At 67.7% G+C, this 22,766-nt stretch carries 22 protein-coding genes; 8 read left to right on the forward strand and 14 right to left on the reverse strand.

Translation table 11 applies throughout. The features are described from left to right. Nucleotides 1-56: 56 nt before the first annotated feature. From ABIE51_RS19110 to tsaD, 4 genes are all read right to left on the reverse strand, one after another. Nucleotides 57-881, reverse strand: coding sequence for a DUF6159 family protein (locus ABIE51_RS19110; protein WP_192632645.1), 825 nt, complete (start codon nt 879-881; stop codon nt 57-59). 108 nt (nt 882-989) lie between these two features. Then, nucleotides 990-1,472, reverse strand: a complete 483-nt coding sequence (gene folK, locus ABIE51_RS19115) for a 2-amino-4-hydroxy-6-hydroxymethyldihydropteridine diphosphokinase (RefSeq protein ID WP_115842035.1) — start codon at nt 1,470-1,472, stop codon at nt 990-992. Between the two features lie 19 nt (nt 1,473-1,491). Then, nucleotides 1,492-1,845 carry a dihydroneopterin aldolase gene (gene folB / locus ABIE51_RS19120; protein WP_192632644.1) on the reverse strand — a complete coding sequence of 118 codons (354 nt, stop codon included), beginning with the start codon at nt 1,843-1,845 and terminating at the stop codon, nt 1,492-1,494. A gap of 92 nt (nt 1,846-1,937) precedes the next feature. After that, the gene (gene tsaD, locus ABIE51_RS19125; protein ID WP_192632643.1) at nt 1,938-2,969 is read right to left on the reverse strand and encodes a tRNA (adenosine(37)-N6)-threonylcarbamoyltransferase complex transferase subunit TsaD; all 1,032 of its coding nucleotides are present in this window, start codon (nt 2,967-2,969) and stop codon (nt 1,938-1,940) included. Nucleotides 2,970-3,139: 170 nt separating this feature from the next. On the opposite strand from tsaD, the gene rpsU reads away from it, so the two are divergent. The 6 genes from rpsU (at nt 3,140) to ABIE51_RS19155 (ending at nt 9,403) form a co-directional block, all read left to right on the forward strand. Then, complete coding sequence (gene rpsU, locus ABIE51_RS19130) at nt 3,140-3,355, forward strand: 30S ribosomal protein S21 (RefSeq protein WP_031371286.1); 216 nt, start codon at nt 3,140-3,142, stop codon at nt 3,353-3,355. 210 nt (nt 3,356-3,565) lie between these two features. Further along, nucleotides 3,566-4,012 (forward strand): GatB/YqeY domain-containing protein, encoded by a 447-nt coding sequence (locus tag ABIE51_RS19135; RefSeq protein ID WP_192632642.1) that lies wholly within the window; start codon nt 3,566-3,568, stop codon nt 4,010-4,012. 127 nt (nt 4,013-4,139) lie between these two features. Continuing rightward, on the forward strand, nt 4,140-5,912 hold the full coding sequence (dnaG, locus tag ABIE51_RS19140) for a DNA primase (RefSeq protein WP_192632641.1): 1,773 nt from the start codon (nt 4,140-4,142) through the stop codon (nt 5,910-5,912). Nucleotides 5,913-6,009: 97 nt separating this feature from the next. Next, nucleotides 6,010-6,519: a hypothetical protein gene (locus ABIE51_RS19145; RefSeq protein WP_192632640.1), complete on the forward strand. Its 510-nt coding sequence runs from the start codon at nt 6,010-6,012 to the stop codon at nt 6,517-6,519. Between the two features lie 99 nt (nt 6,520-6,618). Continuing rightward, nucleotides 6,619-8,589: a S9 family peptidase gene (locus ABIE51_RS19150; protein ID WP_192632639.1), complete on the forward strand. Its 1,971-nt coding sequence runs from the start codon at nt 6,619-6,621 to the stop codon at nt 8,587-8,589. 250 nt (nt 8,590-8,839) lie between these two features. After that, entirely contained in the window at nt 8,840-9,403 is a 564-nt protein-coding gene (locus tag ABIE51_RS19155; protein WP_192632638.1) for a COG3650 family protein, read from the forward strand. Nucleotides 9,404-9,531: 128 nt separating this feature from the next. On the opposite strand, the gene ABIE51_RS19160 is transcribed toward ABIE51_RS19155, so the two are convergent. From ABIE51_RS19160 to ABIE51_RS19180, 5 genes are read right to left on the reverse strand one after another with little or no spacing between them, the layout of a single operon-like run. Next, entirely contained in the window at nt 9,532-10,857 is a 1,326-nt protein-coding gene (locus ABIE51_RS19160; protein WP_354504748.1) for a Xaa-Pro dipeptidase, read from the reverse strand. Between the two features lie 28 nt (nt 10,858-10,885). After that, a complete protein-coding gene (locus tag ABIE51_RS19165) occupies nt 10,886-11,809 on the reverse strand; it encodes a heme o synthase (protein ID WP_425477920.1) in 924 nt (307 codons plus the stop codon). An 11-nt stretch (nt 11,810-11,820) separates the two neighbouring features. Further along, nucleotides 11,821-12,987 (reverse strand): COX15/CtaA family protein, encoded by a 1,167-nt coding sequence (locus tag ABIE51_RS19170; RefSeq protein WP_354504915.1) that lies wholly within the window; start codon nt 12,985-12,987, stop codon nt 11,821-11,823. A gap of 43 nt (nt 12,988-13,030) precedes the next feature. After that, nucleotides 13,031-13,663: a redox-active disulfide-containing membrane protein gene (locus ABIE51_RS19175; RefSeq protein ID WP_192632637.1), complete on the reverse strand. Its 633-nt coding sequence runs from the start codon at nt 13,661-13,663 to the stop codon at nt 13,031-13,033. A 9-nt stretch (nt 13,664-13,672) separates the two neighbouring features. Beyond that, nucleotides 13,673-14,395 (reverse strand): SURF1 family protein, encoded by a 723-nt coding sequence (locus ABIE51_RS19180; RefSeq protein WP_192632636.1) that lies wholly within the window; start codon nt 14,393-14,395, stop codon nt 13,673-13,675. 66 nt (nt 14,396-14,461) lie between these two features. On the opposite strand from ABIE51_RS19180, the gene ABIE51_RS19185 reads away from it, so the two are divergent. Further along, nucleotides 14,462-14,677 (forward strand): twin transmembrane helix small protein, encoded by a 216-nt coding sequence (locus ABIE51_RS19185; protein ID WP_115842045.1) that lies wholly within the window; start codon nt 14,462-14,464, stop codon nt 14,675-14,677. 147 nt (nt 14,678-14,824) lie between these two features. On the opposite strand, the gene ABIE51_RS19190 is transcribed toward ABIE51_RS19185, so the two are convergent. The 5 genes from ABIE51_RS19190 to coxB all read right to left on the reverse strand — a co-directional run bounded on the left by ABIE51_RS19190 (nt 14,825) and on the right by coxB (nt 19,136). Then, nucleotides 14,825-15,703, reverse strand: a complete 879-nt coding sequence (locus tag ABIE51_RS19190) for a cytochrome c oxidase subunit 3 (protein ID WP_192632635.1) — start codon at nt 15,701-15,703, stop codon at nt 14,825-14,827. 39 nt (nt 15,704-15,742) lie between these two features. Then, entirely contained in the window at nt 15,743-16,357 is a 615-nt protein-coding gene (locus tag ABIE51_RS19195; protein ID WP_277803374.1) for a cytochrome c oxidase assembly protein, read from the reverse strand. After that, the gene (locus tag ABIE51_RS19200) at nt 16,354-16,488 is read right to left on the reverse strand and encodes a hypothetical protein (RefSeq protein ID WP_267896508.1); all 135 of its coding nucleotides are present in this window, start codon (nt 16,486-16,488) and stop codon (nt 16,354-16,356) included. The genes ABIE51_RS19195 and ABIE51_RS19200 overlap by 4 nt, the downstream gene beginning before the upstream one ends. Before the next feature lie 69 nt (nt 16,489-16,557). After that, complete coding sequence (gene ctaD, locus ABIE51_RS19205) at nt 16,558-18,174, reverse strand: cytochrome c oxidase subunit I (protein WP_115842047.1); 1,617 nt, start codon at nt 18,172-18,174, stop codon at nt 16,558-16,560. Nucleotides 18,175-18,197: 23 nt separating this feature from the next. Next, nucleotides 18,198-19,136, reverse strand: a complete 939-nt coding sequence (gene coxB, locus ABIE51_RS19210) for a cytochrome c oxidase subunit II (RefSeq protein ID WP_115842048.1) — start codon at nt 19,134-19,136, stop codon at nt 18,198-18,200. Between the two features lie 353 nt (nt 19,137-19,489). Here coxB and putA point away from each other — a divergent pair, with 353 nt between their 5' ends. Beyond that, nucleotides 19,490-22,711 carry a bifunctional proline dehydrogenase/L-glutamate gamma-semialdehyde dehydrogenase PutA gene (gene putA, locus ABIE51_RS19215; RefSeq protein WP_192632634.1) on the forward strand — a complete coding sequence of 1,074 codons (3,222 nt, stop codon included), beginning with the start codon at nt 19,490-19,492 and terminating at the stop codon, nt 22,709-22,711. The last annotated feature ends 55 nt before the right edge of the window (nt 22,712-22,766 follow it).

The raw sequence follows: 22,766 nt of genomic DNA on the forward strand, positions 1-22,766 counted from the left end.
GCCACCAGCCGGGAAGAACTGACGGCGCCGGTCGTGACACCGGCGCCGCCCGGACATCACTTCGCCGCGAACGCCGTCTCCAGCTGCAGCGCGCGAAACGCCGGCGGCGCCTCGCCTTCCATCGCATAGCGGTACAGCGCCGCCGCATAGATGCCGCTCAGCGCTGCCTGGTACACGCCGAGCAGCAGCAGGCCGATCACGAACAACACCGCGATCGACACCGCCAGCGCCACCGACAGCTGCGCGGCCACGAACGCCAGCAGCGCGCCCACCACGATGATGGCGAACGAGATCAGGCCGAACGCCATGCCGATGCCGACATTGCCGATCGCGTTCTCGCCCCACGTGCGCTTGAGCAGGTTCGCGCTGCGCTTGAGCGCTTCGAACGGGCCGACTTCCTGGTGCACCAGCACCGGCACGACGAGGAACGTCGCCAGCGTCCATGCCGCGCCGAGGCCGCCGCCGACCAGCCGCATCAGCAGGTTGTCGTCGTCCTTCATGCGCTTGAGGAGCACGCCGACGGTCGCCGCGATCGCGGCGTAGCCGAGGATCGACGGCAGGCGTGCCTTCGCCGCGTTGAAGCCGTCGGCCAGCGTCGGATCGCCGCCGTCCAGGCGGATCATCGCCGCGGCCACCAGCGCGCTGTTGCAGAACACGATCACCGTGTACTGGCAGAAATAGAACAGGAACACCCAGATCACGCTCGATGCCGCGCCCTGGCTGAAAACGCGCCAGCCAATCATCGGCACCAGGAACGTCGCCAGCACCACCAGCGTGGCGATGGCGGAGACGACCGGGAACACCATCAGCTCCTTGTCCGAGCGCAGCACGGCCGCACTCGCCTTCACCAGCTCCCAACTGCGCGAGAACTTATCGAACATCGCAATTTCCCCAGTCCCCCATGGACCAGCGCGCATCCTCGGGCCGGTGCGGCCGCGGTGGCAAGGGGAAGACGCGCGAATTCGGACGGCCGGCGCGGTCCGCGTCGCTCAGAGTGGCGCCGTTTCCAGCGTCGCGCCGTGTTCGGGATGGGCGGCCCACAGCTGCGCGAGCGTGCGACCGGTGCCGGGCACGACGACGTCGGGCGCGATCTCCGCCAGCGGCCGCAGCACGAACGCGTGTTTCAGCTCGGGACGCGGTATGCGCAGGTTGCCGGCGCCTTCGAGCGTGAGTCCGTCGAACAGCACGATATCGATGTCGAGCGTGCGGTCGCCGTAACGCGGGCCGCTTCTGTCGCGCCCGTGCGCGTCTTCCAGCGCGTGCAGCCAGGCGTTGAGCGCGTGCGGATCGAGGTCGGACTCGATGATCGCCGCGGCGTTGTGGAAATCGGGCCCGTCGAAACCCACCGCGCGCGTGCGGTACACCGGCGACATCACGACCTCGCCGAAACGCTCGCGCAATGCGCGCACGGCCGCACGCAGGTGCGTTACGGCATCGACGTTGCTGCCCAGGCTCAGGTAGGCGCGGCTCATGCGGAACGCGGTGCCGATGTCAGGACGCGGAACGTTCGATCATCACGCCGACCGCGCGCGCGCCGCGCACCGCGCCGGGCTTGCTCAGCTTCAGTCGCACGCGCTGCACGCCGAACTCGGTGATCACGATCTGCGCGACGCGTTCGGCCAGCGTTTCGACGAGTTCGAAACTCGACTGCGACACGTACTCGACGATGCGGTTGCTCACCGCCTTGTAGTTGAGCGTGTCGGCGATCGCGTCGGTCGCCGCCGGAATGCGGTTGTCGAAGGCCATCTCGATGTCGAACACGAGCGGCTGGCGGACGCGGCGCTCCCAGTCGTAGATGCCGATCAGCGCCTCGATTTCGAGGCCTTCGATGAAGACGTGGTCCATGGGAGCCGTGATTCGTGATTCGTGATTGGGGATTCGCAGAAGCGAAAGCTTACAGCGCGCACCGGCTGCGCCCGCGAATCACGCCTCACGATTCACGAATTCACCGCCTCCAGCGTCGCCATGTCCCAGCGCGGCGTGACGCGCACCGCGAGGTCGCCATGTTGCCCGGCGGCGAGCCGCAGCGCGCCGGCGTAGGCGATCATCGCGCCGTTGTCGGTGCAGAACTGCGGGCGCGGGAAGCTCACGCGGCCGCCGCGCTTGCGCGTCATCTCGTCGAGCTTCGCGCGCAGGCGCTTGTTCGCGCCGACGCCACCGGCGACGACGAGCGTGTCGCAACCGGCCGCTTCCAGCGCGCGTTCGCACTTGATCGACAGCGTGTCGACCACCGCATCCTCGAAGCCGCGCGCGATGTCGGCGCGGACCTCGCCGCCCTGGTCGCTGTCCTTCCATGCCAGCAGGACCTGCGTCTTCAGGCCGCTGAAGCTGAAATCGAGGCCGGGGCGATCGGTCATCGGCCGGGCGAACCTGAACACGCCCGGGCGTCCCTGCTCGGCCAGCGCGGCGAGTTGCGGGCCGCCCGGGTACGGCAGGCCCATCAGCTTGGCGGTCTTGTCGAAGGCCTCGCCGGCCGCGTCATCCAGCGTTTCGCCGAGCAGCCGGTAGCGGCCGATCGCCTCCACGTGCACCAGCTGCGTGTGGCCGCCGGAGACCAGCAGCGCGACGAACGGCGGCTCCGGGCGGCCGCGCTCGGGGTCGTCCTCCAGCAGCGGCGCCAGCAGGTGGCCTTCCATGTGATGGACGCCGATGGCCGGGACGTCCAGCGCCCAGGCCATCGAGCGGGCCACGCCCGCCCCGACCAGCAGCGCACCGACGAGCCCGGGACCGGCCGTGTAGGCCACGCCGTCGAGGTCGGAGGTGGTCATGCCGGCTTCGCGCAGGGTTTCGCGGACCAGCGGCAGCAGCTTGCGGACGTGGTCGCGACTGGCCAGTTCGGGCACCACGCCGCCGTATTCGGCGTGCAGGGCGATCTGGCTGTAGAGGGCGTGCGCGCGCAGGCCGGATTCGGTGTCGTAGACGGCCACACCGGTCTCGTCGCAGCTGGTTTCGATGCCGAGGACTTTCAAGATGGACTTCCGCGAGGGGGCGCAGGGCGGCTTCCGGGGGATCGGAAGCGTGTGGATTCAAGGACCTGCATCCAAAGTAGGGCCCTATGTTGCACCTTCAAGAAGGCCGCCGCTATAATGCGCGGCTCTTCCCCGGCCTGCCCGGGCCGGTTACCGAAACGAGATTACGTATGCCCAGCGTCAAAGTCCGCGAAAACGAGCCTTTTGAGTTTGCTCTGCGTCGCTTCAAGCGCACCTGCGAGAAGGCCGGTGTCCTGGCCGAGACCCGCAAGCGCGAGTTCTACGAGAAGCCGACCCAGGAACGCAAGCGCAAGGCCGCAGCCGCGGTGAAGCGCCAGGCGCGCCGCGCCTCGCGCGACGTGACCAAGCGTCAGCGCCTGTACTGATCGCCCTGGCGGGTCCGCGCACCGCGCGACCTGCTTCCGGACGCATCACACAAGCCGGCCGCGCCCTGCGCTGCCGGCTTTTTGTGTTTCCGGATTTCGGATTCCGACGATGACCGCCCCGTACCCGGGCCATCGCCGGATGCCCGGACCGGCCCCCATCACCCCGATTCCGCGCGCCCGCCGCGCGATCCCCAGCCAAGGAGCAGCCCGATGAGCCTCAAGCAGCGACTCACCGACGACATGAAGGCCGCGATGAAGGGCGGCGACAAGCACAGCCTCGCCGTGATCCGCCTGATCAACGCCGCCATCAAGCAGAAGGAAGTGGACGAGCGCATCGAACTGGACGACGCCGCGGTCATCGCCGTGCTCGACAAGATGGTCAAGCAGCGTCGCGACTCGGTCACCCAGTACGAAGCCGCCAACCGCGAGGACCTGGCGCAGGTCGAGCGCGACGAGATCGTCGTGATCGAGCGCTACATCCCCGCGAAGATGGGCGAAGCCGAGATCCTGGCCGCGATCGACGCCGCCATCGCCGAAACCGGCGCCACCGGCCCGGCCGACATGGGCAAGCTCATGGGCCCGCTGAAGGCCAAGCTCGCCGGCCAGGCCGACATGGGCCAGGTGTCGGCGCTGGTGAAGAGGCGTCTGGCGAACTGATTCCGCTGTCCCCTCTCCCGCGTGCGGGAGCGGGTTTGGGTGGGGGCAACCGCCGCCCTCATCCGCCCTTCGGGCACCTTCTCCCGCAAGCGGGAGAAGGGTGAGCGCATGGCATCCTTACCGTCCAATGGCCCGCATCCCCGACGCTTTCATCGATGACCTGCTCGCGCGCACCGACCTCGTCGAGGTGATCGGCTCGCGCGTGCAGCTCAAGCGCCAGGGCAAGGAATACTCGGCGCGTTGTCCGTTCCATGACGAGCGCTCGCCGAGCTTCACCGTCTCGCCGGTGAAGGGCTTCTATCACTGCTTCGGCTGCGGCGCGCACGGCACCGCGATCAGCTTCCTGATGAACTACGACCGCCTCGAGTTCCTCGACGCGGTGGAAGAACTCGCCAAGCGCCTTGGCATGGAAGTGCCGCGCGACACGCACCAGCGCAATGCGAATCCCGACAGCCAGGATCTGTACGGCGCGCTCGATGCGGCGTCGAAGTTCTTCCAGAAACAGCTGGCGAACAACGGCCGCGCACTGGGCTATTTCGACAGCCGCGGCGTCGATGCGGAGACGCGCGCGCGCTTCTCGCTCGGCTATGCGCCCGATGGGTTCAACGCGTTGCGCGATGCGCTCGGCACCGACCCGCGACGCATGAAGCTGCTCGAACGCGGCGGGTTGTTCTCGAAGAACGATCGCGGCCACGTCTACGACAAGTTCCGCGATCGCGTGATGTTCCCGATCCACGATCGCCGCGGTCGCACCATCGCGTTCGGCGGCCGCGTGCTCGAAAAGGAAAACGGTCCGAAGTACCTCAATTCGCCGGAAACCGAGCTCTTCCACAAGGGCCGCGAACTCTACGGCCTGTGGCAGGTACGCCAGGCGAACAGCAGGATCGAGCGCCTGATCGTCGTCGAAGGCTACATGGACGTGATCGCGCTGTTCCAGAACGGCTTCGAGACCGCGGTCGCCACGCTCGGCACCGCGACGACGCCCGACCACGCCGAACTGCTGTTCCGCAACGCGCCCGACGTCTACTTCTGTTTCGACGGCGATCGCGCCGGTCGCGGCGCCGCATGGAAGGCGGTCGAATCGGTGCTGCCGCGCATGAAGGACGGCCGCCAGGCGTTCTTCCTGTTCCTGCCCGACGGCGAGGATCCGGATTCGCTGGTGCGCAACGAAGGCCGCGAGGGTTTCGAAGCGCACCTGAAGCAGGCGACGCCGCTGTCGCAGTTCTTCTTCGATTCGCTCTCCAGCGACGTGAACCTGCACACGCTCGAAGGCAAGGGTCGTCTGGCCGAACGCGCCAAGCCGCTGCTGGCGCAGATTCCCGACGGCGCATTCGGCGACCTGATGAAGCAGCGGCTCACCGAACTCACCGGCGTCGGCGCACGCGCGAGCACGCCGGAAACTCACGTGCCCGCGCAGCGCGCGCGCGCGGCCGGCAACGCGCCGCACGGATCGAAACCGTCGCTCGTGCGCAGCGCGATCACGATGCTGATGCAGCAGCCGCAGGTGGCGCTCGCGTTGCCGGCGTCGCTGCATTTCGCCTCGCTCGACCAGCCCGGCATCGGCCTGCTGGTGGAGATCATCGAACTGGTGCACCAGCGGCCTGACATCTCCACCGGCATGGTGCTGGAGCATTTCGCCGATCGAAGCGAAGCGCCGGCGCTGACCAAACTCGCCACGGCCGGCGCGGTGGAAACCACCGCGTCGACGCCGCTGGATGCGCGCGTGCTCGATGACGCCGATCGCCGGCAGCAGGCGTTCCTGGACGCCATCGCGCGCCTGGATGCGCAGGCGCTGCAGGCGCGCATCGAATCGCTGCAGGCGCGCATGACGTCGCTCGTCGACGCGGAGAAGCAGGAACTCCGCGAACTGCTGTCGCTACGGATGTTGAGTCGCCACTGACGACGCGCGGGTGGGCGGAAGGTCATCCGCACTTCCTGCATGGGCCGTCGCCATCGCGGACGGCGACAGTGGCGTCATCCTGATGGGAGCGTGTCCGATGCCGTCTTCGTCCCGCCTGCTGTTCATACCCGCGCTGGTCGGGCTGCTCTACGCCTGCGTGCAGCTGGCGCTTGAATGGTCCGGCGGCGGCGTGCAGAGCCACCACCTGCTCAACCGCGCGGACATGCCCGCCATCTCGAACTGGCTCGGGCTGCTGACGTTGCCGGCGGTTGGCCTTGCGTTCGGCTGGCGCGCGCGCCGACTCGGCGGCGTCACGCGTGCGATGTGGGCCGGCCTGATCGTCTCGTTCCTCTACGGCACGGCGATGGCGACGGGCTTCAAGCTAGGCGCCGGAGCCATCACGCAGGCGCTCTTCCTCGGGCTGTTCGGCCTGGCGATCCTGGCGCCGGTGTATCGCGCCGAATGCATCGCCGGCTTCGTCGCCGGCATGGCCTTCACTTTCGGCGGCGTGCTGCCGCTGATCGTCGCGCTGGTGTTCGCCGGCCTCTCGGCAGCGGTGCGGTTCGGCGCCCGCGCGCTCTGGCGGCGTTCACGCCGCCCGGCCTGACGCCGGCCGCATTCGCGACAGCGGCCCGGCGCGGCAAAGGCGGCGCGGGCTAAGCTCGGGCTTTCCATCCGGGGAACGCCCATGTCGCCACGTGGTTCCATGCTCCTGTCCGCCCTGCTCCTCGCCTGCGCCACGCCGGCCATCGCGCAGAAGAAGACGGCCCCGCCCGCCGTGGCACGCGAACAGGTCGGCAATCGCACCAGCGAGAACATCCCCGCGATTCCGCCCGAACTGACCGAACGCCTGAGCCGCTACCAGAACACGCGCGGCGCGACGTTCGCCGGCTGGAACGACGACTGCCTGCTGATCAGCACGCGCTTCGCCGAGACCGCGCAGGCGCATCGCGTGTGCGCGCCGATGGGCATGCGCGAGCAGCTCACGTTCTATCCCGAACCGCTCGCGGCGATCGAGGCGGCGCCGTCGCGTTCGAACATCGACGGCTTCGTGTTCGGCAAGGACATCGGTGGCAACGAGTTCTGGCAGTTGCACTGGTTCGATCTAGCATCCCGCGAGACCACGCTGCTCACCGACGGCAAGGCGCGCAACCAGGGACCGCTGTTCTCGCACGACGGCAGGCAGTTCGCGTGGAGCAGCACCGCGCGCAACGGGAAGGACACCGACGTGTGGGTGATGGATTTCGCCACGCGCAAGCCGCGCGTGCTCGTCACCGAAGGCGGGCAGTGGAACGCGATGGACTTCTCGCCCGATGGCCGCGAGCTGCTGGTGATGAAGTACGTCTCCGCTGCCGAGTCGTATCCGGGCGTGGTCGACGTGGCCAGCGGCAAGCTGACGATGTTCCCGGTCGATGGCGGCAAGGCGTCGTTGAAGGACTTCAAGTACGCGCCCGACGGACGCGGCGTGTATTACATCTCCGACGAACCGGTGGACGGCAAGCCGCAGGAGTTCCTGACGCTGCGCCATCACGATCCGAAGACCGGGAAGTTCGAGGTGCTTACCGCGTCGACGCAGTGGGACGTCGCGGATCTGGCGATCGCAGACGACGGAAAGCACCTTGCGTACACGACGAACGAGGACGGCATCTACAAGTTGCATGTGCTCTCGCTGCCCTCGCATCGCGAAGTGAAGCTGCCGCAGCTGCCGGTCGGCGTCGTGGTGAACCTGGGCTTCTCGCCTGACGGCAAACGCTTGGCAGTGACGCTCAACTCGGCAACCTCCCCTAGCGATGTGTACGTGATCGACCTGGCCAGCGGGAAGCTCGCGCGCTGGACGCAGAGCGAAGTCGGCGGACTGGACGCATCGAAGTTCGTCGCGCCGACGCTGGTGCACTACCCGACGTTCGACGCCGTCGATGGAAAGCCGCGCGAGATTCCCGCGTTCTACTATCGCCCGGCGAACGTCCCGGCAGAAAAGAAGATTCCCGTCGTGATCAACATCCACGGCGGGCCCGAAGGCCAGTCGCTGCCGCTGTTCAATCCGACCGCGCAGTTCCTGGCGAACGAACTCGGCGTCGCGATGCTGCTGCCGAACGTGCGCGGTTCGGAGGGCTACGGCAAGACGTACCTGAGCCTCGACAATGCGGCGAAACGCGAGGATTCGGTCAAGGACGTCGGCGCGCTGCTGGACTGGATCGCGACGCAGCCCGACCTCGACGCTTCGCGCGTCGGCGTGTACGGCGGCAGCTACGGCGGCTACATGGTGCTCGCCTCGCTGATGCACTACAGCGATCGCATCAAGGCCGGCGTCGACATCGTGGGCATCTCGCACTTCGGCACGTTCCTGAAGAACACCGAAAGCTATCGCCGCGACCTGCGTCGCGCGGAGTACGGCGACGAACGCGATCCGGCGATGGCGAAGGTGTTCGACGAGATTTCGCCGCTCAACCATGCCGACCGCATCGCGTCGAGGTTGTTCGTCGCGCAGGGCAAGAACGACCCGCGCGTGCCGTACACGGAAGCCGAGCAGATCGTGAAGGCGGTGCGCGCGAACGGCCAGCCGGTCTGGTACCTGCTGTACGACGACGAAGGCCACGGCTTCAAGAAGAAGACCAACGTGGATTACTTCAACGCGGCGACGATGCTGTTCTGGGAGCAGGCGTTGCTAGGGAAGTGATCGGACGCGGTCCGCAGCGGCGCGTCGTTCCCGCCCCTGCCGTCATCCCCGCGAAGGCGGGGATCCATGCTTGCGTGCGTCACCGTCTTCGAATGGCGGAACGGGATCAGACGCATGGATTCCCGCCTTCGCGGGAATGACGGCGGATAGCTCCCACGCTGTCCGCGGCCGCTCCAAGCCGCTTCCCGTGCTCACTCCGCCACCACGCAAGCGGGCGCAAGCTCGCCTCAGCTTCGGTGGAGAGCTGATCATGCGTACCCCATTCACGTTGGCCACGGCGCTTGCCCTGGTCGCGCTGTCGTGTGCCGGCTGCAGCACGAACGCGCGCAGCGATGCGCAGGCGACCGCGCCGCTTCCGGCGCCGCTGAACGAGAAGGCCCGGGCCGACAAGGCGCTGGAGACGTTCCTCGCGTCGCGCAGCATCCGTGAGGTCCCGGCCCGCACCGACGCGATGGCCGACCTGGACGGCGACGGCAAGAAGGACCTGCTGATGCTGCTCGACGACCAGAACTGGTGCCAGGCCGACGGCTGCACACTGCTGGTCTTCCACGGCGGGAAGGACGGTTACAAGCTCGTCGGCCAGTCGGTGTCGGTGCGCGCCCCGATCGCCATCGGCGCGCGGACGAGCCGCGGCTGGCACGACCTGCTGGTGAATGTCGGCAGCGGCGATGAAGCCGGCACGGTCGCGCTGGAGTTCGACGGAACCGCCTATCCGGCCGATCCGACGATGGCCGCGCTCCTGGACCCGACGCGCCTGCCGTCGTCCACGCCGCTCATCGATGCGGAGTTGTCGCCGAGGATTGCGGCGCAGTAAGCCTTTTCGCGCGGCTCTTGCGGGCTGCCGCGTAGCGCTTTGCTACGCCGCGAGTTCAAGCGCAGCCCCTTCGTTACGCCTCACCCCAACCCCTCTCCCGTTGGGAGAGGGGCTTCAGGCTTCATGCCTCAGCGGGCTTCCTGCTTCACCACCACGCCGCCCTTCATCACGAACGGCACGCGTTCCAGCAGCGTCACGTCCTGCGTCGGGTCGCCGGCGACGGCGATGAGGTCGGCCCAGCGATTGGCCTCGACCACGCCGACATCCTCTCGCCCGAGCGCCTGCGAAGCGCTCACCGTCGCGGACTGGATCGCCTGCAGCGCCGTCATGCCGTAACGGACCATCACCGCGAACTGCTTCGCGTTGTCGCCGTGCGGATAGATGCCGGCGTCGGTGCCGAAGACCATCTTCGCGCCGGCCGCATGCGCGCGCTTGAAGTTCTCGCGCTGGATGTCGGCGACCTCGCGATCCTTGCGCAGGTTGTCCTCGAGCACGCCGTTCTTCTTGCCTTCGGCCTGCGTGTAGTCGGTGTTGTAGATGTCCATCGACAGCCACGCGCCGTGCTGCTTCGCCAGGCGGATGCCTTCGTCGTCGATCAGGCTCGCGTGTTCAATGGTGTCCACGCCGGCGCGGATCGCGTCCTTGATGCCCGCCGTGCCGTGCGCATGCGCGGCGACCTTCAGGCCCCACTGGTGCGCTTCGTCGGCGACGGCCTTCATCTCGGCGTAGCTCATCTGCTGCTGGCCGGGCTCGGTGTTGCGCGAGAACACGCCGCCGGTCGCGCAGATCTTGATCACCTGCGCGCCGTACTTGCGCAGCTCGCGCACGCGCTGGCGCGCCTCTTCCGGCGAATCGGCGTTGTACGGGCTCTTCTGGTTCATCGACGGCGGGAAGAAGGTCGAATCGCAATGGCCACCGGTGGCGCCGAACGAGTACGCCGCCGTGACGATGCGCGGCCCGGTGATCTTCCCTTCGTCGATCGCCTGGCGCAGGCCGACGTCGTTCCATGCGTCCGAGCCGACGTTCCGGATCGTGGTGAATCCGGACAGCAGGGTGCGCTGGGCGTTGCCGACGGAAATCATCGACCAGAAGCGGTCGTTGAACTGCAGACCCGTGTAGCCACCGTAGGTGGGATCGGCGTCCAGGTGCGTATGCATGTCGATCAGGCCGGGCATGAGCGTCATGCCCGGCAGGTCGATCACGCGCGCGTTCGGCGGCAATGCGGCGCCGGCGCGTGCGACTTCGACGATGCGGCCGTCGCGAACACGCACCTGCGGGTGGTCGATCATGCGGCCGGTGCGCACGTCGAGCAGGCGATCGGCGGTGACGACGACCTCGCCCGCCTGGGCGCCCGGTTCGATGAGTTGTGGTGCCTGCGCGAATGCGCCGGAGGTGGCGGCGACGAGGCCGGCGGACAACGACATCAGGGCGGAGCGGAAGCGGTTGCGCGTCATTCGGCGGTCTCGTGTTTCGAAGTTCGAATCAGGGTTGCGGCCGGAACTCCATCACCGGCGCCGGCTGCAGCAGCGGCATCAGCCAGTGGTCCAGCAACAGGAAGGCAAACAGCGCCATCAAGTACACGATGGAATAGTTGAAGACCTTCATCGCGTACATCTCGTCCGGCGGGTTCATCAGGCGCCATGCATAGCCCAGGAACACCACGCCCAGCACGAGCGCGCCGCCGAGGTAGAACAGCCCGCTCATGCCCGCGGCCCACGGCAGGATCGTCACCACGACGAGCAGCACCGTGTAGAACAGGATCTGCCAGCGCGTGTATTCCACGCCGTGCGTGACCGGCAGCATCGGCACCATCGCGCGCGCATAGTCGGCGCGGCGGAAGATCGCCAGCGCCCAGAAATGCGGCGGCGTCCAGACGAAGATGATCAGCACCAGCAGCAGCGCGTGCGGCCAGTCCCATTCGCCGGTCATGCCGGTGATCGCGGCCCAGCCCAGCAGCGGCGGCGCGGCACCGGCGATGCCGCCGATGACGATGTTCTGCGGCGTCGCGCGCTTGAGGTACACGGTGTAGATCACCGCGTAGCCGATGAGCGAGGCGAAGGTGAGGATCGCGGTGATGGTGTTCACCCACACCACCAGAATGACCATCGACAGCGCGGCGAGGATCAGCGCGAACACAAGCGCCTGCGTGGGCGTGATCTGTCCTGCGACGATCGGGCGCCACGACGTGCGTGCCATCTTCGCGTCGATGCGCGAGTCCAGCAGCTGGTTGATTGCCGCCGCACTCGACGCCGCGAGCCAGATGCCGAGGAAGCCCAGCACCGATTCGCGCAGCGGCGGCAGGCCCGGCACCGCGAGGAACATGCCCACCAGCGCAGTGAACACGATCAGCGCGACCACGCGCGGCTTGGTGAGGTCCCAGTACTGCTTGGCGGTGGCCTTCGGCATGGCGGCGGACATCACGGCTCCGGCTGGCGCAGGCGCGCCAGCAGCGACACCAGCACGAACAGCAGCAGCACCGCGCCGGCGTTGTGCATCACCGCGACCGACAGCGGCAGGCCGAGCTTCACGTTCGCGATGCCGAGGCCGATCTGCGCGAACAGCAGCAAGCCCAGCAGCGTCGCCCAGCCGCGCATGCCCGGCGTGCGGATCAGGCGCACGGCCAGCCACAGCAGGTAGACGAACACGACCATCGCCATCATGCGGTGCGCGAGCTGGATCGCGATCCGCGCCTCGCCATCGAGGATGCCGCCCTCGTAATCCACGCCGATGCCGCGCCACAGGACGAACGCTTCTCGGAAGTCGTGCCGCGGCCACCACTGGCCGACGCAGGTCGGGAAATCGTTGCCGCACGCGAGCGCGGCGTAGTTCGCGCTGGTCCAGCCGCCGAGCGCGATCTGCACGCCGAGCAGCACGACGCCGGCGATCACCAGACGGCGCACGAGCTGCGCTTCGGCCAGGCGCATCGGGATGTGCGTCGCGCGCCAGGCCATCCAGAGGATCAGCGAGAACGTCAGCAGGCCGCCGAGCAGATGGCCCATCACGACAATGGGCTTGAGCAGCCACGTCACCGTCCACATGCCCAGCAGCGCCTGGAAGATGATCACCGCGAGCGTGATCGACGCCACGCGCGCGAGGTCGACGTTGCTCCAGCGCAGCGCGGCGAACAGCAGGATCGCTTCGCCCGCGATGGCGAGCACGGAGGCGGCGACGTGCTCGCCGTGCATGTACAGTGGAATGCCGATGCCGACCAGCACCGACGCGGCGATCACCTGCACCACGCCGTACTTGCGACGGCGCGCGGCGAGCAGCGCCAGGCCGAGCACGAGCACGCCGAGCGTGCCGGCGATCATGCGGTGGAACTGCTCGCGCCACGCCTTGTGCACTTCGACCGGACGGATCGCGGTGGCGGCGTGGTCGACGACCTGATGCGCAGTGGTCGGCCACGCGGCGCGGCCGTAGCAGGTCGGCCAGTCGGGGCAGCTGAGGCCGGCGTTGGACAGGCGCACGAACGCGCCGAACACGATCACGCCGAACGCGAGCGCGACGGCCAGCCAGGCGAGGCGATGGAAATGTCGGTAAACCGCGGGGCGCGAGCCGGCCCGGGCTTCGGTGGGCATGGTCATGCTGCTCATCAGAACCTGTCGTTGTTCCTTCGTCGCGTGCCGGTCACTTCAGCTTGACCAGCCGGGCGACGTCCGTGCGCAGGCCGGACGGATCGAAGCCGGGAGCGTAGCGCAGAATCACGAAGCCGTAGGGGTCGATCACGTAGGCCGGAACGCCGCGGCCGCTGGTGCTCGCGCTCGCGTTGGTGGCCGCGACGGTCGCGTCGTCCACGCGAGGCAGGCCGGCGCGCAGCTGGGCGTCGGGCGCGAGCAGCTTCAGCGTGGCCGGTTGCGGCACGCCGGCAGGCCAGGCGCAGGCGTCGGTCGGGCACAGCCACAGCACGTGCACGTCGTCCGCGTCCTTGCCGAACAGCTGCCAGACGGTCTCGATCTCGCGCGCCAGCGTGGCGCATTCGGTGCCGCAATCGGCCGGCGGCGCGACCACAATGCGCCACGTGCGCTCGCTCGCCTTCCATGCGTAATCGCCGCCCGACAGCAGGCGCGGCGTCAGCGCACGGACATCGCCAGGAGGATCGAGCAGTTCGCCGACGTTCTTCGTGCCGGACGGACGCCAGCCGGAGAAGCGCAGCGCGCCGGCGATCAGCATGCTGCCGAAGAACATCGCGAACAGCAGCAGCAACAGCGTGCGGTTGCGGTTGCGATTGCGGATGTCGTTCGGGGTCGTGTCGTCGCTCATGCGAACTCCTTATGGCCGACGGCGCTTGCGGAAAGTGAGGATCAGCGCCGTCGCGAGCACCGCGGCGGCGAGCGCGAACCACTGCAGCGCATAGCCGCGATGCTGGTCCGGCGGAAGCGTGTTGGGCAGCAGCTCCAGATCGCGCTCGTAGCCGATGCGCAGCGCGGGATCCAGGCGCAGCACGCGGGGCGCGAGCGGCACGGAGAGGCCGGTCTCGCTGGCGATGGCGGCGAGGTCGACGCGCGTCATCAGCCACGCGTCGCCCTGCTTCACCAGCGCCGGGCCGAGCGCGAGGCCGGTCGACGGCGGCGGCACGAGCAGCCCGCGCAGTTCGATCGTCCCGTCGAGGTTCGGCACCTGCGGCAACTTGCGATCGCCCGACAGCGGCAGCCAACCGAGGTCGACCAGCATCGGCATGCCCTGCGCCGGCACGAAGATGCGGTAGACGCGGACGCCGGCGCGGCCGTTGCGCTGCTGGTTGTCGAGCAGCAGGGCATCGCGCGCATCGAACGTGCCGCTCCCGACGGCCCAGTCGTAATCGCGTGCACGGATGGGGTCGCTGGCGAGCGACAGCGGACGCGGCGTGCGATCGGCCATCACCGCGGTGGCGGCATCGAGCATCGCCTGCTTCTCGACGGCGCGGCGCGATTGCCACAGGCCGAGGTTGGCGAACAGCGCGATCGCGACCAGCGCCGCGCTCCAGCCGACGACGAGCGTACGCGTGCGGCTCACGACTTCCCCGCCGCGCGGCGCCATAATGGCCGGCACGCCCCAGACGGGGGCGCGTTCGAGGCCGCCATGAACGATTCGCTCAAGACACTGCTGATCATCGCCTTCCTGATCGTCATCCTCTGGAACCTGGGCGCGGGCCTCTACTACATGCTCGTGGACAAGGGCGAGAGCAAGCGCACGGTGAACGCGCTCACCCGTCGCATCGCGCTGTCCGTCGCGCTGATCCTGCTGGTCGTGCTCGCCAACTACATGGGCTGGATCAAGTTCCACGGCGGGCCGTGACACGCCGGGATTCGTGATTCGGGATTCATGATTAGAGATTAGGGATTCGCAAAAGCAAAAAGGGCGACGGCAATGCCGTCGCCTTTTGCGTTGGAGATCCGGGCTGTCGTTCTTGCGAATCCCGAATCCCGAATCTCCAATCCCTGCTTACAGCACGTAGACGAACAGGAACAGGCCCAGCCAGACCACGTCGACGAAGTGCCAGTACCAGGCGACCGCTTCGAACGCGAAGTGGTTGTCCTTGGTGAAGTGGCCCTTCAGGCAGCGGAACCAGATCACCGCCAGCATGATCGTGCCGAGCGTGACGTGCGCGCCGTGGAAACCGGTGAGCATGAAGAACGTCGAGCCGTAGATGCCCGAACCCAGCGTCAGGTTCAGCTCGGTGTAGGCGTGGATGTACTCCTCCGCCTGGAAGTACAGGAACAGCGCGCCCAGCAGCACCGTCAGGCCGAGGAAGACCAGCAGCTGCTTGCGGTGACCGGCCTTCAGCGCGTGGTGCGCGACGGTGACGGTGATGCCCGAAGTGAGCAGGATCATCGTGTTGAGCAGCGGCAGGCCCCACGCCGGGATCGTCTGGTACACGCCGCCGACATCGCCCGGGCCGTTGCTCGGCCACGCGGCCGAGAAGCCCGGCCACAGCAGCGAGTTGGTCATCACGCCGTCGCCTTCACCGCCGAGCCACGGCATCGCGTACTGGCGGGCGTAGAACAGCGCGCCGAAGAAGGCGCCGAAGAACATCACTTCCGAGAAGATGAACCAGATCATCCCCATGCGGAACGAGGTGTCGACCTGCTTGTTGTAGTTGCCGCGCACCGACTCGCGCACGACGTCGCTGAACCAGCCGAACAGCACGCCGATCATCAGCGCGATGCCGAAGAAGAACACCGGCTTGCCCCAGCTGACCTCGTTGAACCAGCTGGCGATGCCGACCATGGTGGTGAACAGCGCGATCGATCCGAGGAACGGCCAACGGCTGCTATGCGGCACGAAGTAGGTGTTGGCGTCCGGCGAGTGGGATTGGGCCATGTCGGCGTTCCAGTCAGTGATGCGATTGCAAGGAAAGGGTCACGGTGCCGACAGCGGGACGGGCGCGGCCTGTGCCGTTCCCTGCGCCTGCGCGGTGAGCGTGTCGTTCTTGAAGAAGGTATATGACAGGGTGATGGTCTTCACGTCGGCCGGCAGGTTCGGATCGACGATGAAGCGCACCGGCATGTCGCGCACTTCGCCGGCCTTGAGCGTCTGGGCGGTGAAGCAGAAGCATTCGGTCTTGCTGAAGTAGCCCGACGCGCGCGCCGGCGCCACCGACGGAACGGCGCTGCCGACGACGGTGCGCTCGGAGGTGTTGCGCGCGTGGTACGTGGTTTCGTACAGCTCGCCCGGCACGACCTGCATCGTGACCTGGTTGGGCGAGAAGTCCCATGGCAGCTTCGAATTGACGCCGCCGTCGAACTGCACGGTGATCACGCGCTTCGCGGCGGCGGTCGCGTCCTGCACGCCTTCCGACGCGGTGCGTTCCAGACGGATGCCGAACACCTTCTCGCACGCGATGCGGTACAGCGGCACCAGCGCGAAGGTCAGTGCAAACGCGCCGATCGCGACGACGACCATCTTCGCCAGGCCCGCGCTCTTGCGCGCCGGTGCTGCCGGTGCGGATTCATGCTGGCCCTGCGCGCCGTTCACTTGCCCACCGTGTTCATCGCGATGAACACCACGTACACCGCCACCGCGATCGCCGCCACCCACAGCGCCGTGCGACGCGCGGCCTTTCGGCGCGCTGCGATTTCGTCGGGGTTGTGGGCGGGCTGGTTCATGGTCGGTGCCTGTCCGTGTCGGAGCGGAGGATCCGGCGTTCGGCCGAACACCTCCGCGCCTTCAACGCATCAATGCGTGATGTCGCCGTGCGCCAGATCGCCATCCTTGATGACCGGCGGCGTCGAGAACGTGTGGTGCGGCGCCGGGCTCGGCACGGTCCACTCCAGGCCACGCGCGGTCGGCCAGGCGCGGGCTTCTGCCTTGACGCCCACGGCCTTCGAGCGCCACAGGATGAAGGCCATCATGAACGGCGTGACGAACATGCCGAACGCGCCGATCGAGCTGACCAGGTTCCAGTCCGCGAACACGACGTTGTAGTCCGGGATGCGGCGCGGCATGCCGGCCAGGCCCAGGAAGTGCTGCGGGAAGAACAGCAGGTTGACGAAGATCATCGTCCACCAGAAATGGAACTTCGCCGCACCCTCGCTGTACATGCGACCGGTCCACTTCGGCCACCAGTAGTACGTGGCGGCGATGATGGAGAACAGCGCGCCGGTCACCAGCACGTAGTGGAAATGCGCCACCACGAAGTAGGTGTCGTGGTACTGGAAGTCCGCCGGGACGATGGCGAGCATCAGGCCCGAGAAACCACCGATGGTGAACAGGATCACGAACGCGATCGCCCACAGCATCGGCGCCTCGAACGAGATCGAGCCGCGCCACATCGTGGTCACCCAGTTGAACACCTTCACGCCCGTCGGCACGGCGATCAGCATCGTGGCGAACATGAAGTAGATCTCGCCACCGAGCGGCATGCCGACGGTGAACATGTGGTGCGCCCACACGATGAACGAGAGGAACGCGATCGACGCGGTCGCGTACACCATGGCCTGGTAGCCGAACAGCGGCTTGCGGCTGAAGGTCGGGATGATCTCCGACACGACGCCGAACGCCGGCAGGATCATGATGTAGACCTCGGGGTGGCCGAAGAACCAGAAGATGTGCTGGAACATCACCGGGTCGCCGCCGCCGGCCGCGTTGAAGAACGAGGTGGCGAAGAACTTGTCGGTCAGCAGCATCGTCACGGCACCGGCGAGCACCGGCATCACGGCGATCAGCAGGAACGCGGTGATCAGCCAGGTCCAGCAGAAGATCGGCATCTTCAGCAGGTCGATGCCCGGCGCGCGCATGTTCAGCACGGTGGCGATGACGTTGATCGCGCCCATGATCGAGCTGATGCCCATCATGTGGATGGCGAAGATCGCGAAGGCCACGTTGCTGCCGCCCTGCAGCGAGAGCGGCGGATAGAGCGTCCAGCCGCCGGCCGGAGCGCCGCCCGGCAGGAACAGCGTGAGCAGCAGCATCGTGAAGGCGAACGGCAGGATCCAGAAGGACCAGTTGTTCATGCGCGGCAGCGCCATGTCCGGCGCGCCGATCTGCAGCGGGATCATCCAGTTCGCCAGGCCCACGAAGGCCGGCATGACGCCACCGAAGATCATGACCAGCGCGTGCACGGTGGTCATCTGGTTGAAGAACATCGGTTCGACGAACTGCAGGCCCGGCTTCATCAGCTCCGCACGGATCACCACCGACATGCCTGCGCCGATGATGAACATGATGAAGCTGAAGATCAGGTACAGCGTCCCGATGTCCTTGTGGTTGGTCGAGAAGAACCAACGCTCGATGAAGCCCTGCTTGTGGGCGTGGTCATCGTGGTGATGGGTGTCAGCGTGCGTGACGGCCATGGCTACCTCAGGATTCGGGACGATCAGCCGGCGACCGGCGCCTGCTTTTCAGCAGTCGCGGCCGTGGCGTCGGTATTCGGGGCGGTCGCTTCCGGCTGGGCCGGAGCGGCGGGCGTGGCGGCCGGAGCCGGGGCCGGCGCGGGGGCATTCTTCGCCTTCTGCGCTGCGAGCCACTGCTGGTACTCGGCCTTCGGCACGGCCTTGACCACGATCGGCATGAAGCCGTGGTCCTTGCCGCACAGTTCCGCGCACTGGCCGCGGTAGATGCCCGGCTCCTTGATGTCGGTCCAGGCCTCGTTGACGATGCCCGGGATCGCGTCCTGCTTCCAGCCCAGCGCCGGCACCCACCACGCGTGGATGACGTCGTCGGCGGTGATCACGAAGCGGATCTTGGTCTCGGTCGGCAGCACCAGGACGTTGTCGACGTCGAGCAGGTAATGCGGATGGTCGGCGTCGCGCGCGTCCTTGCCGGACTGGCGGATCTGGTCGCTCTTGCGGTCCAGGCGGCTGGTGAAGCCGACGTTCTCGCCGAGGTAGTCGTACTTCCACATCCACTGGTAGCCGGTGATCTTGACGGTCATCTCGGCGTTGCGGGTGTCGTACATCTTGATCAGCTTGCTGGTGGCGGGGAACGCCATCAGGACCAGAAGCACGACCGGGACCACGGTCCAGATGACTTCCAGCTTGGTGCTGTGGGTGAAGTCCTTGTCCGGCACCGCGCCCTTGGAATGGCGGAACTTGAACATGGCGTAGGCCATGGCGCCGAACACCAGGATGCCGATGATCACGCACACCCACAGGGCGAACATGTGCGCGCTGTAGGCGTTGGCCGACTGGACGGTCACGCCCTGGCCCATGTTGAGCTGCCACCGCTTGGGATCGGCCGCCTGCGCACTGGCAAGGACCGGCAGCGCCATCGCGGCGATGCCCGCGCCCCACTGCTTGAAACGACCGGCTTTCATCTGTTCGAGCCCCAGAAAGACGCTGAGTTGGATGTACTGGACTGGCTGAGCCGTTCGGCTTGGCTTGCGGGCTCATCCGCGACCGGAGGCAGCGGGCATCACAGCCCAGGAGGGACCCAAGAAAGGGAACCAAAAAACCGCCCCGCGGAACCGCTTAGTTTACCGACCGTGAACGCCACCAACAACCGCAGCCGTCAAAGCTTGCGGAATAGTAGGCAAATTTCGCAATCCCGCCCGATGCGGTAACGAATCTTCCCCCTTGCATCCGCAACCTAGCAGCCCGGGCGCGCAACGCCTCCGGCGACCGGAACGCTCTAGACTATCGGGCTTCCCAAGGCTGTCCCTGGCCCCCGATGACCATCCATTCCGCCCACGCCGTCGCCAGCGACGGCCCGCCGGCGCCGCACGCGCTGATCAGCCCCGAACTCCCGCCCCCGCCCGCCGCGCCCCGTGCCGCGATCACCGCCGGCTGGGTTCGCGACGAAGCCAGCCACGTGCGCGCCCTGCTCGACCGCGCCCGCCTGCCCGAAGCCGACCGCATCGCCGCCCAGGCGACCGCCGCGGACCTGGTCCGCCGCGTCCGCGCGCGCGCCAAGGACCAGGGCGCGATCGAGGCCTTCATGCGCCAGTACGACCTGGGCAGCGAGGAAGGCGTGCTGCTGATGTGCGTGGCCGAGGCGCTGCTCCGGATTCCGGACCAGGAGACCGCCGACAAGCTGATCCGCGACAAGCTCGGCGATGCGGACTGGAAGAAGCACATGGGCCAGTCGGACTCGGTGCTGGTCAACGCCTCGACCTGGGGCCTGATGCTGACCGGCCATCTGGTCGACCTGGCCGACGAGACCAAGCGCGACGTGCACGGCGCCTTCAAGCGCCTGCTCGGCCGCGTCGGCGAGCCGGTGATCCGCCTGGCCGTGCGCCAGGCGATGAAGATCATGGGCCACCAGTTCGTGATGGGCCGCACGATCGGCGAGGCGCTCGCCCGATCGCAGAAGAACGGCAACGCCGCCTACCGCTACTCCTTCGACATGCTCGGCGAAGGCGCGCTCACCACGAAGGACGCGCTGCGTTACCTGCAGGCCTATCGCGATGCGATCCACGCGATCGGCAAGAGCGGCGACTTCAAGGGCAAGGACGTCTTCGCCGCGCCCTCGATCTCGGTGAAGCTTTCGGCGCTGCATCCGCGCTACGAGCACGCCAAGCGCGCGCGTGTGATGTCGGAACTGGTGCCGCGCGTGCTGGAACTGGCGCAGATGGCCAGGTCCTACGGCATCGGCTTCACGGTCGACGCGGAGGAAGCCGACCGTCTGGAGCTGTCGCTCGACGTCATCGCCGCCGCGTATTCCGACGCCTCGCTCGACGGCTGGGAAGGCTACGGCCTGGCGATCCAGGCGTACCAGAAGCGTGCGCCGGAGGCGATCGACTTCATCGCCGACCTCGCCCGCCGCACCGGCCGCCGCATCCCGGTGCGCCTGGTGAAGGGCGCCTACTGGGACAGCGAGGTCAAGCGCGCGCAGGTCGAAGGCCAGCCTGGCTACCCGGTGTTCACGCGCAAGCCGAACACCGACGTGAGCTACCTCGCCAACGCGCGCCGCATGCTTGAAGCGTCGGATGCCATCTATCCGATGTTCGCCACGCACAACGCGCAGACGATCGCGACGATCCACCAGCGCGCGAAGTCGATGGGCCGCGCGAAGCACTTCGAATTCCAGAAGCTCCACGGCATGGGCGACGACCTGTACGCCGAGGTGATCCCGGCCGATCGCCTGGACGTGCCGTGCCGCGTGTACGCGCCGGTCGGTTCGCACGAGGACCTGCTGCCGTACCTGGTGCGCCGCCTGCTCGAGAACGGCGCCAACTCCAGCTTCGTCAACCGCATCACCGACGAGGACATCGCCATCGATGACCTCGTGCAGGATCCGGTCGCCACCGTCTCCGCATTCGAATCCATCGCGCACCCGCGCATCCCGCAGCCGCTCGATCTGTACCGCAGCTTCGGCATCGACAGGACCAACTCCATGGGCATCAACCTCGCCAACGACGACCAGCTGCGCACGCTCGCCGAGCAGGTCAACGCCGCCGCTCGCAGCGAGTGGCGCGCCACGCCGCTCGTGCCGGGCGCGAATCCCGCCGGCCCCGACATCGCCGTGACCAACCCGGCCGACCGCCGCCAGGTCGTCGGGCAGTGGAAGGCCGCCGACAGCGCCACGGTCGAGAAGGCCGTGCAGAACGCGGTGGCCGCCCACGATGCGTGGAACATGACGCCGGCCGCGAGCCGCGCCGCGATCCTGGAGCACGCGGCCGACCTGCTCGAACAGCGCATGCCGCAGTACATCGCGCTGTGCACGCGCGAGGCCGGCAAGTCGATCCCCGATGGCGTGGCCGAAGTGCGCGAAGCCGTCGACTTCCTGCGCTACTACGCCGCGCAGGCGCGCAAGCAGTTCGCGATCGAGCCGCTGCCGGGCCCGACCGGCGAATCCAACACGCTGCAGCTGTCCGGCCGCGGCGTGTTCGTCTGCATCAGCCCGTGGAACTTCCCGCTGGCGATCTTCCTGGGCCAGGTCGCCGCCGCGCTCGCCGCCGGCAACAGCGTGCTCGCCAAGCCCGCCGAGCAGACCAACCTGATCGGCTACTACGCGGTGAAGCTGCTGCGCGAAGCCGGCGTGCCGGAAGCGGTCGTGCAGTTCCTGCCGGGCGACGGCGCCACCGTCGGCGCCGCGCTGACGAAGGATCCGCGCATCGCCGGCGTCGCGTTCACCGGTTCGACCGACACCGCGCGCGCGATCAACCGCGCGCTCGCCGCGCGCGACGCGGCCATTGGCGTGCTCATCGCGGAAACCGGCGGCCAGAACGCGCTGATCGCTGACTCGTCCTCGCTGCCGGAACAGGTGGTGAAGGACGCGATCGCCTCGGCGTTCACCTCTGCCGGCCAGCGCTGCTCGGCCGCGCGCGTGCTGTTCGTGCAGGACGACATCGCCGACAAGGTCACCACCATGCTCGCCGGCGCGATGGCCGAGCTGAAGGTCGGCGATCCGGGCCTGCTGTCGACCGACGTCGGCCCGGTGATCGACGAGGATGCGCTGAAGATGCTGCGCGACCACGCCGAACGCATGGACCGTGAAGCGACGAAGGTCGCCGAGGTCGCGCTCGATGCCGACGCCGCGAACGGCAGCTTCTTCGCCCCGCGCGCGTACACGCTCAAGTCGCTGGACCAGCTGCACAAGGAAATCTTCGGGCCGGTGCTGCACGTGATCCGCTGGAAGGCCGACCAGCTCGACGCGGTGATCGACCAGATCAATGCGACCGGCTACGGCCTGACGCTGGGCATCCATTCGCGCATCGACGAGACGATCGAGAAGATCGCCTCGCGTATCAAGGTCGGCAACTGTTACGTCAACCGCAACCAGATCGGCGCGGTCGTCGGCGTGCAGCCCTTCGGCGGCCAGAACCTGTCGGGCACCGGTCCGAAGGCCGGCGGCCCGCACTACCTGCCGCGCTTTGCGACCGAGAAGACGATCACCGTCAACACGACCGCCGCCGGCGGCAACGCCTCGCTGCTGACGCTGGGCGATTGAGCCTCGCGGGCGCGCCTCTGGCCGCCCGCATCGAAGTCCGAACGGCTCCGGCACA

Origin of the sequence: Lysobacter sp. OAE881, assembly GCF_040546665.1 — a bacterium.
In the GTDB taxonomy this organism is placed as follows: domain Bacteria; phylum Pseudomonadota; class Gammaproteobacteria; order Xanthomonadales; family Xanthomonadaceae; genus Lysobacter_J; species Lysobacter_J soli.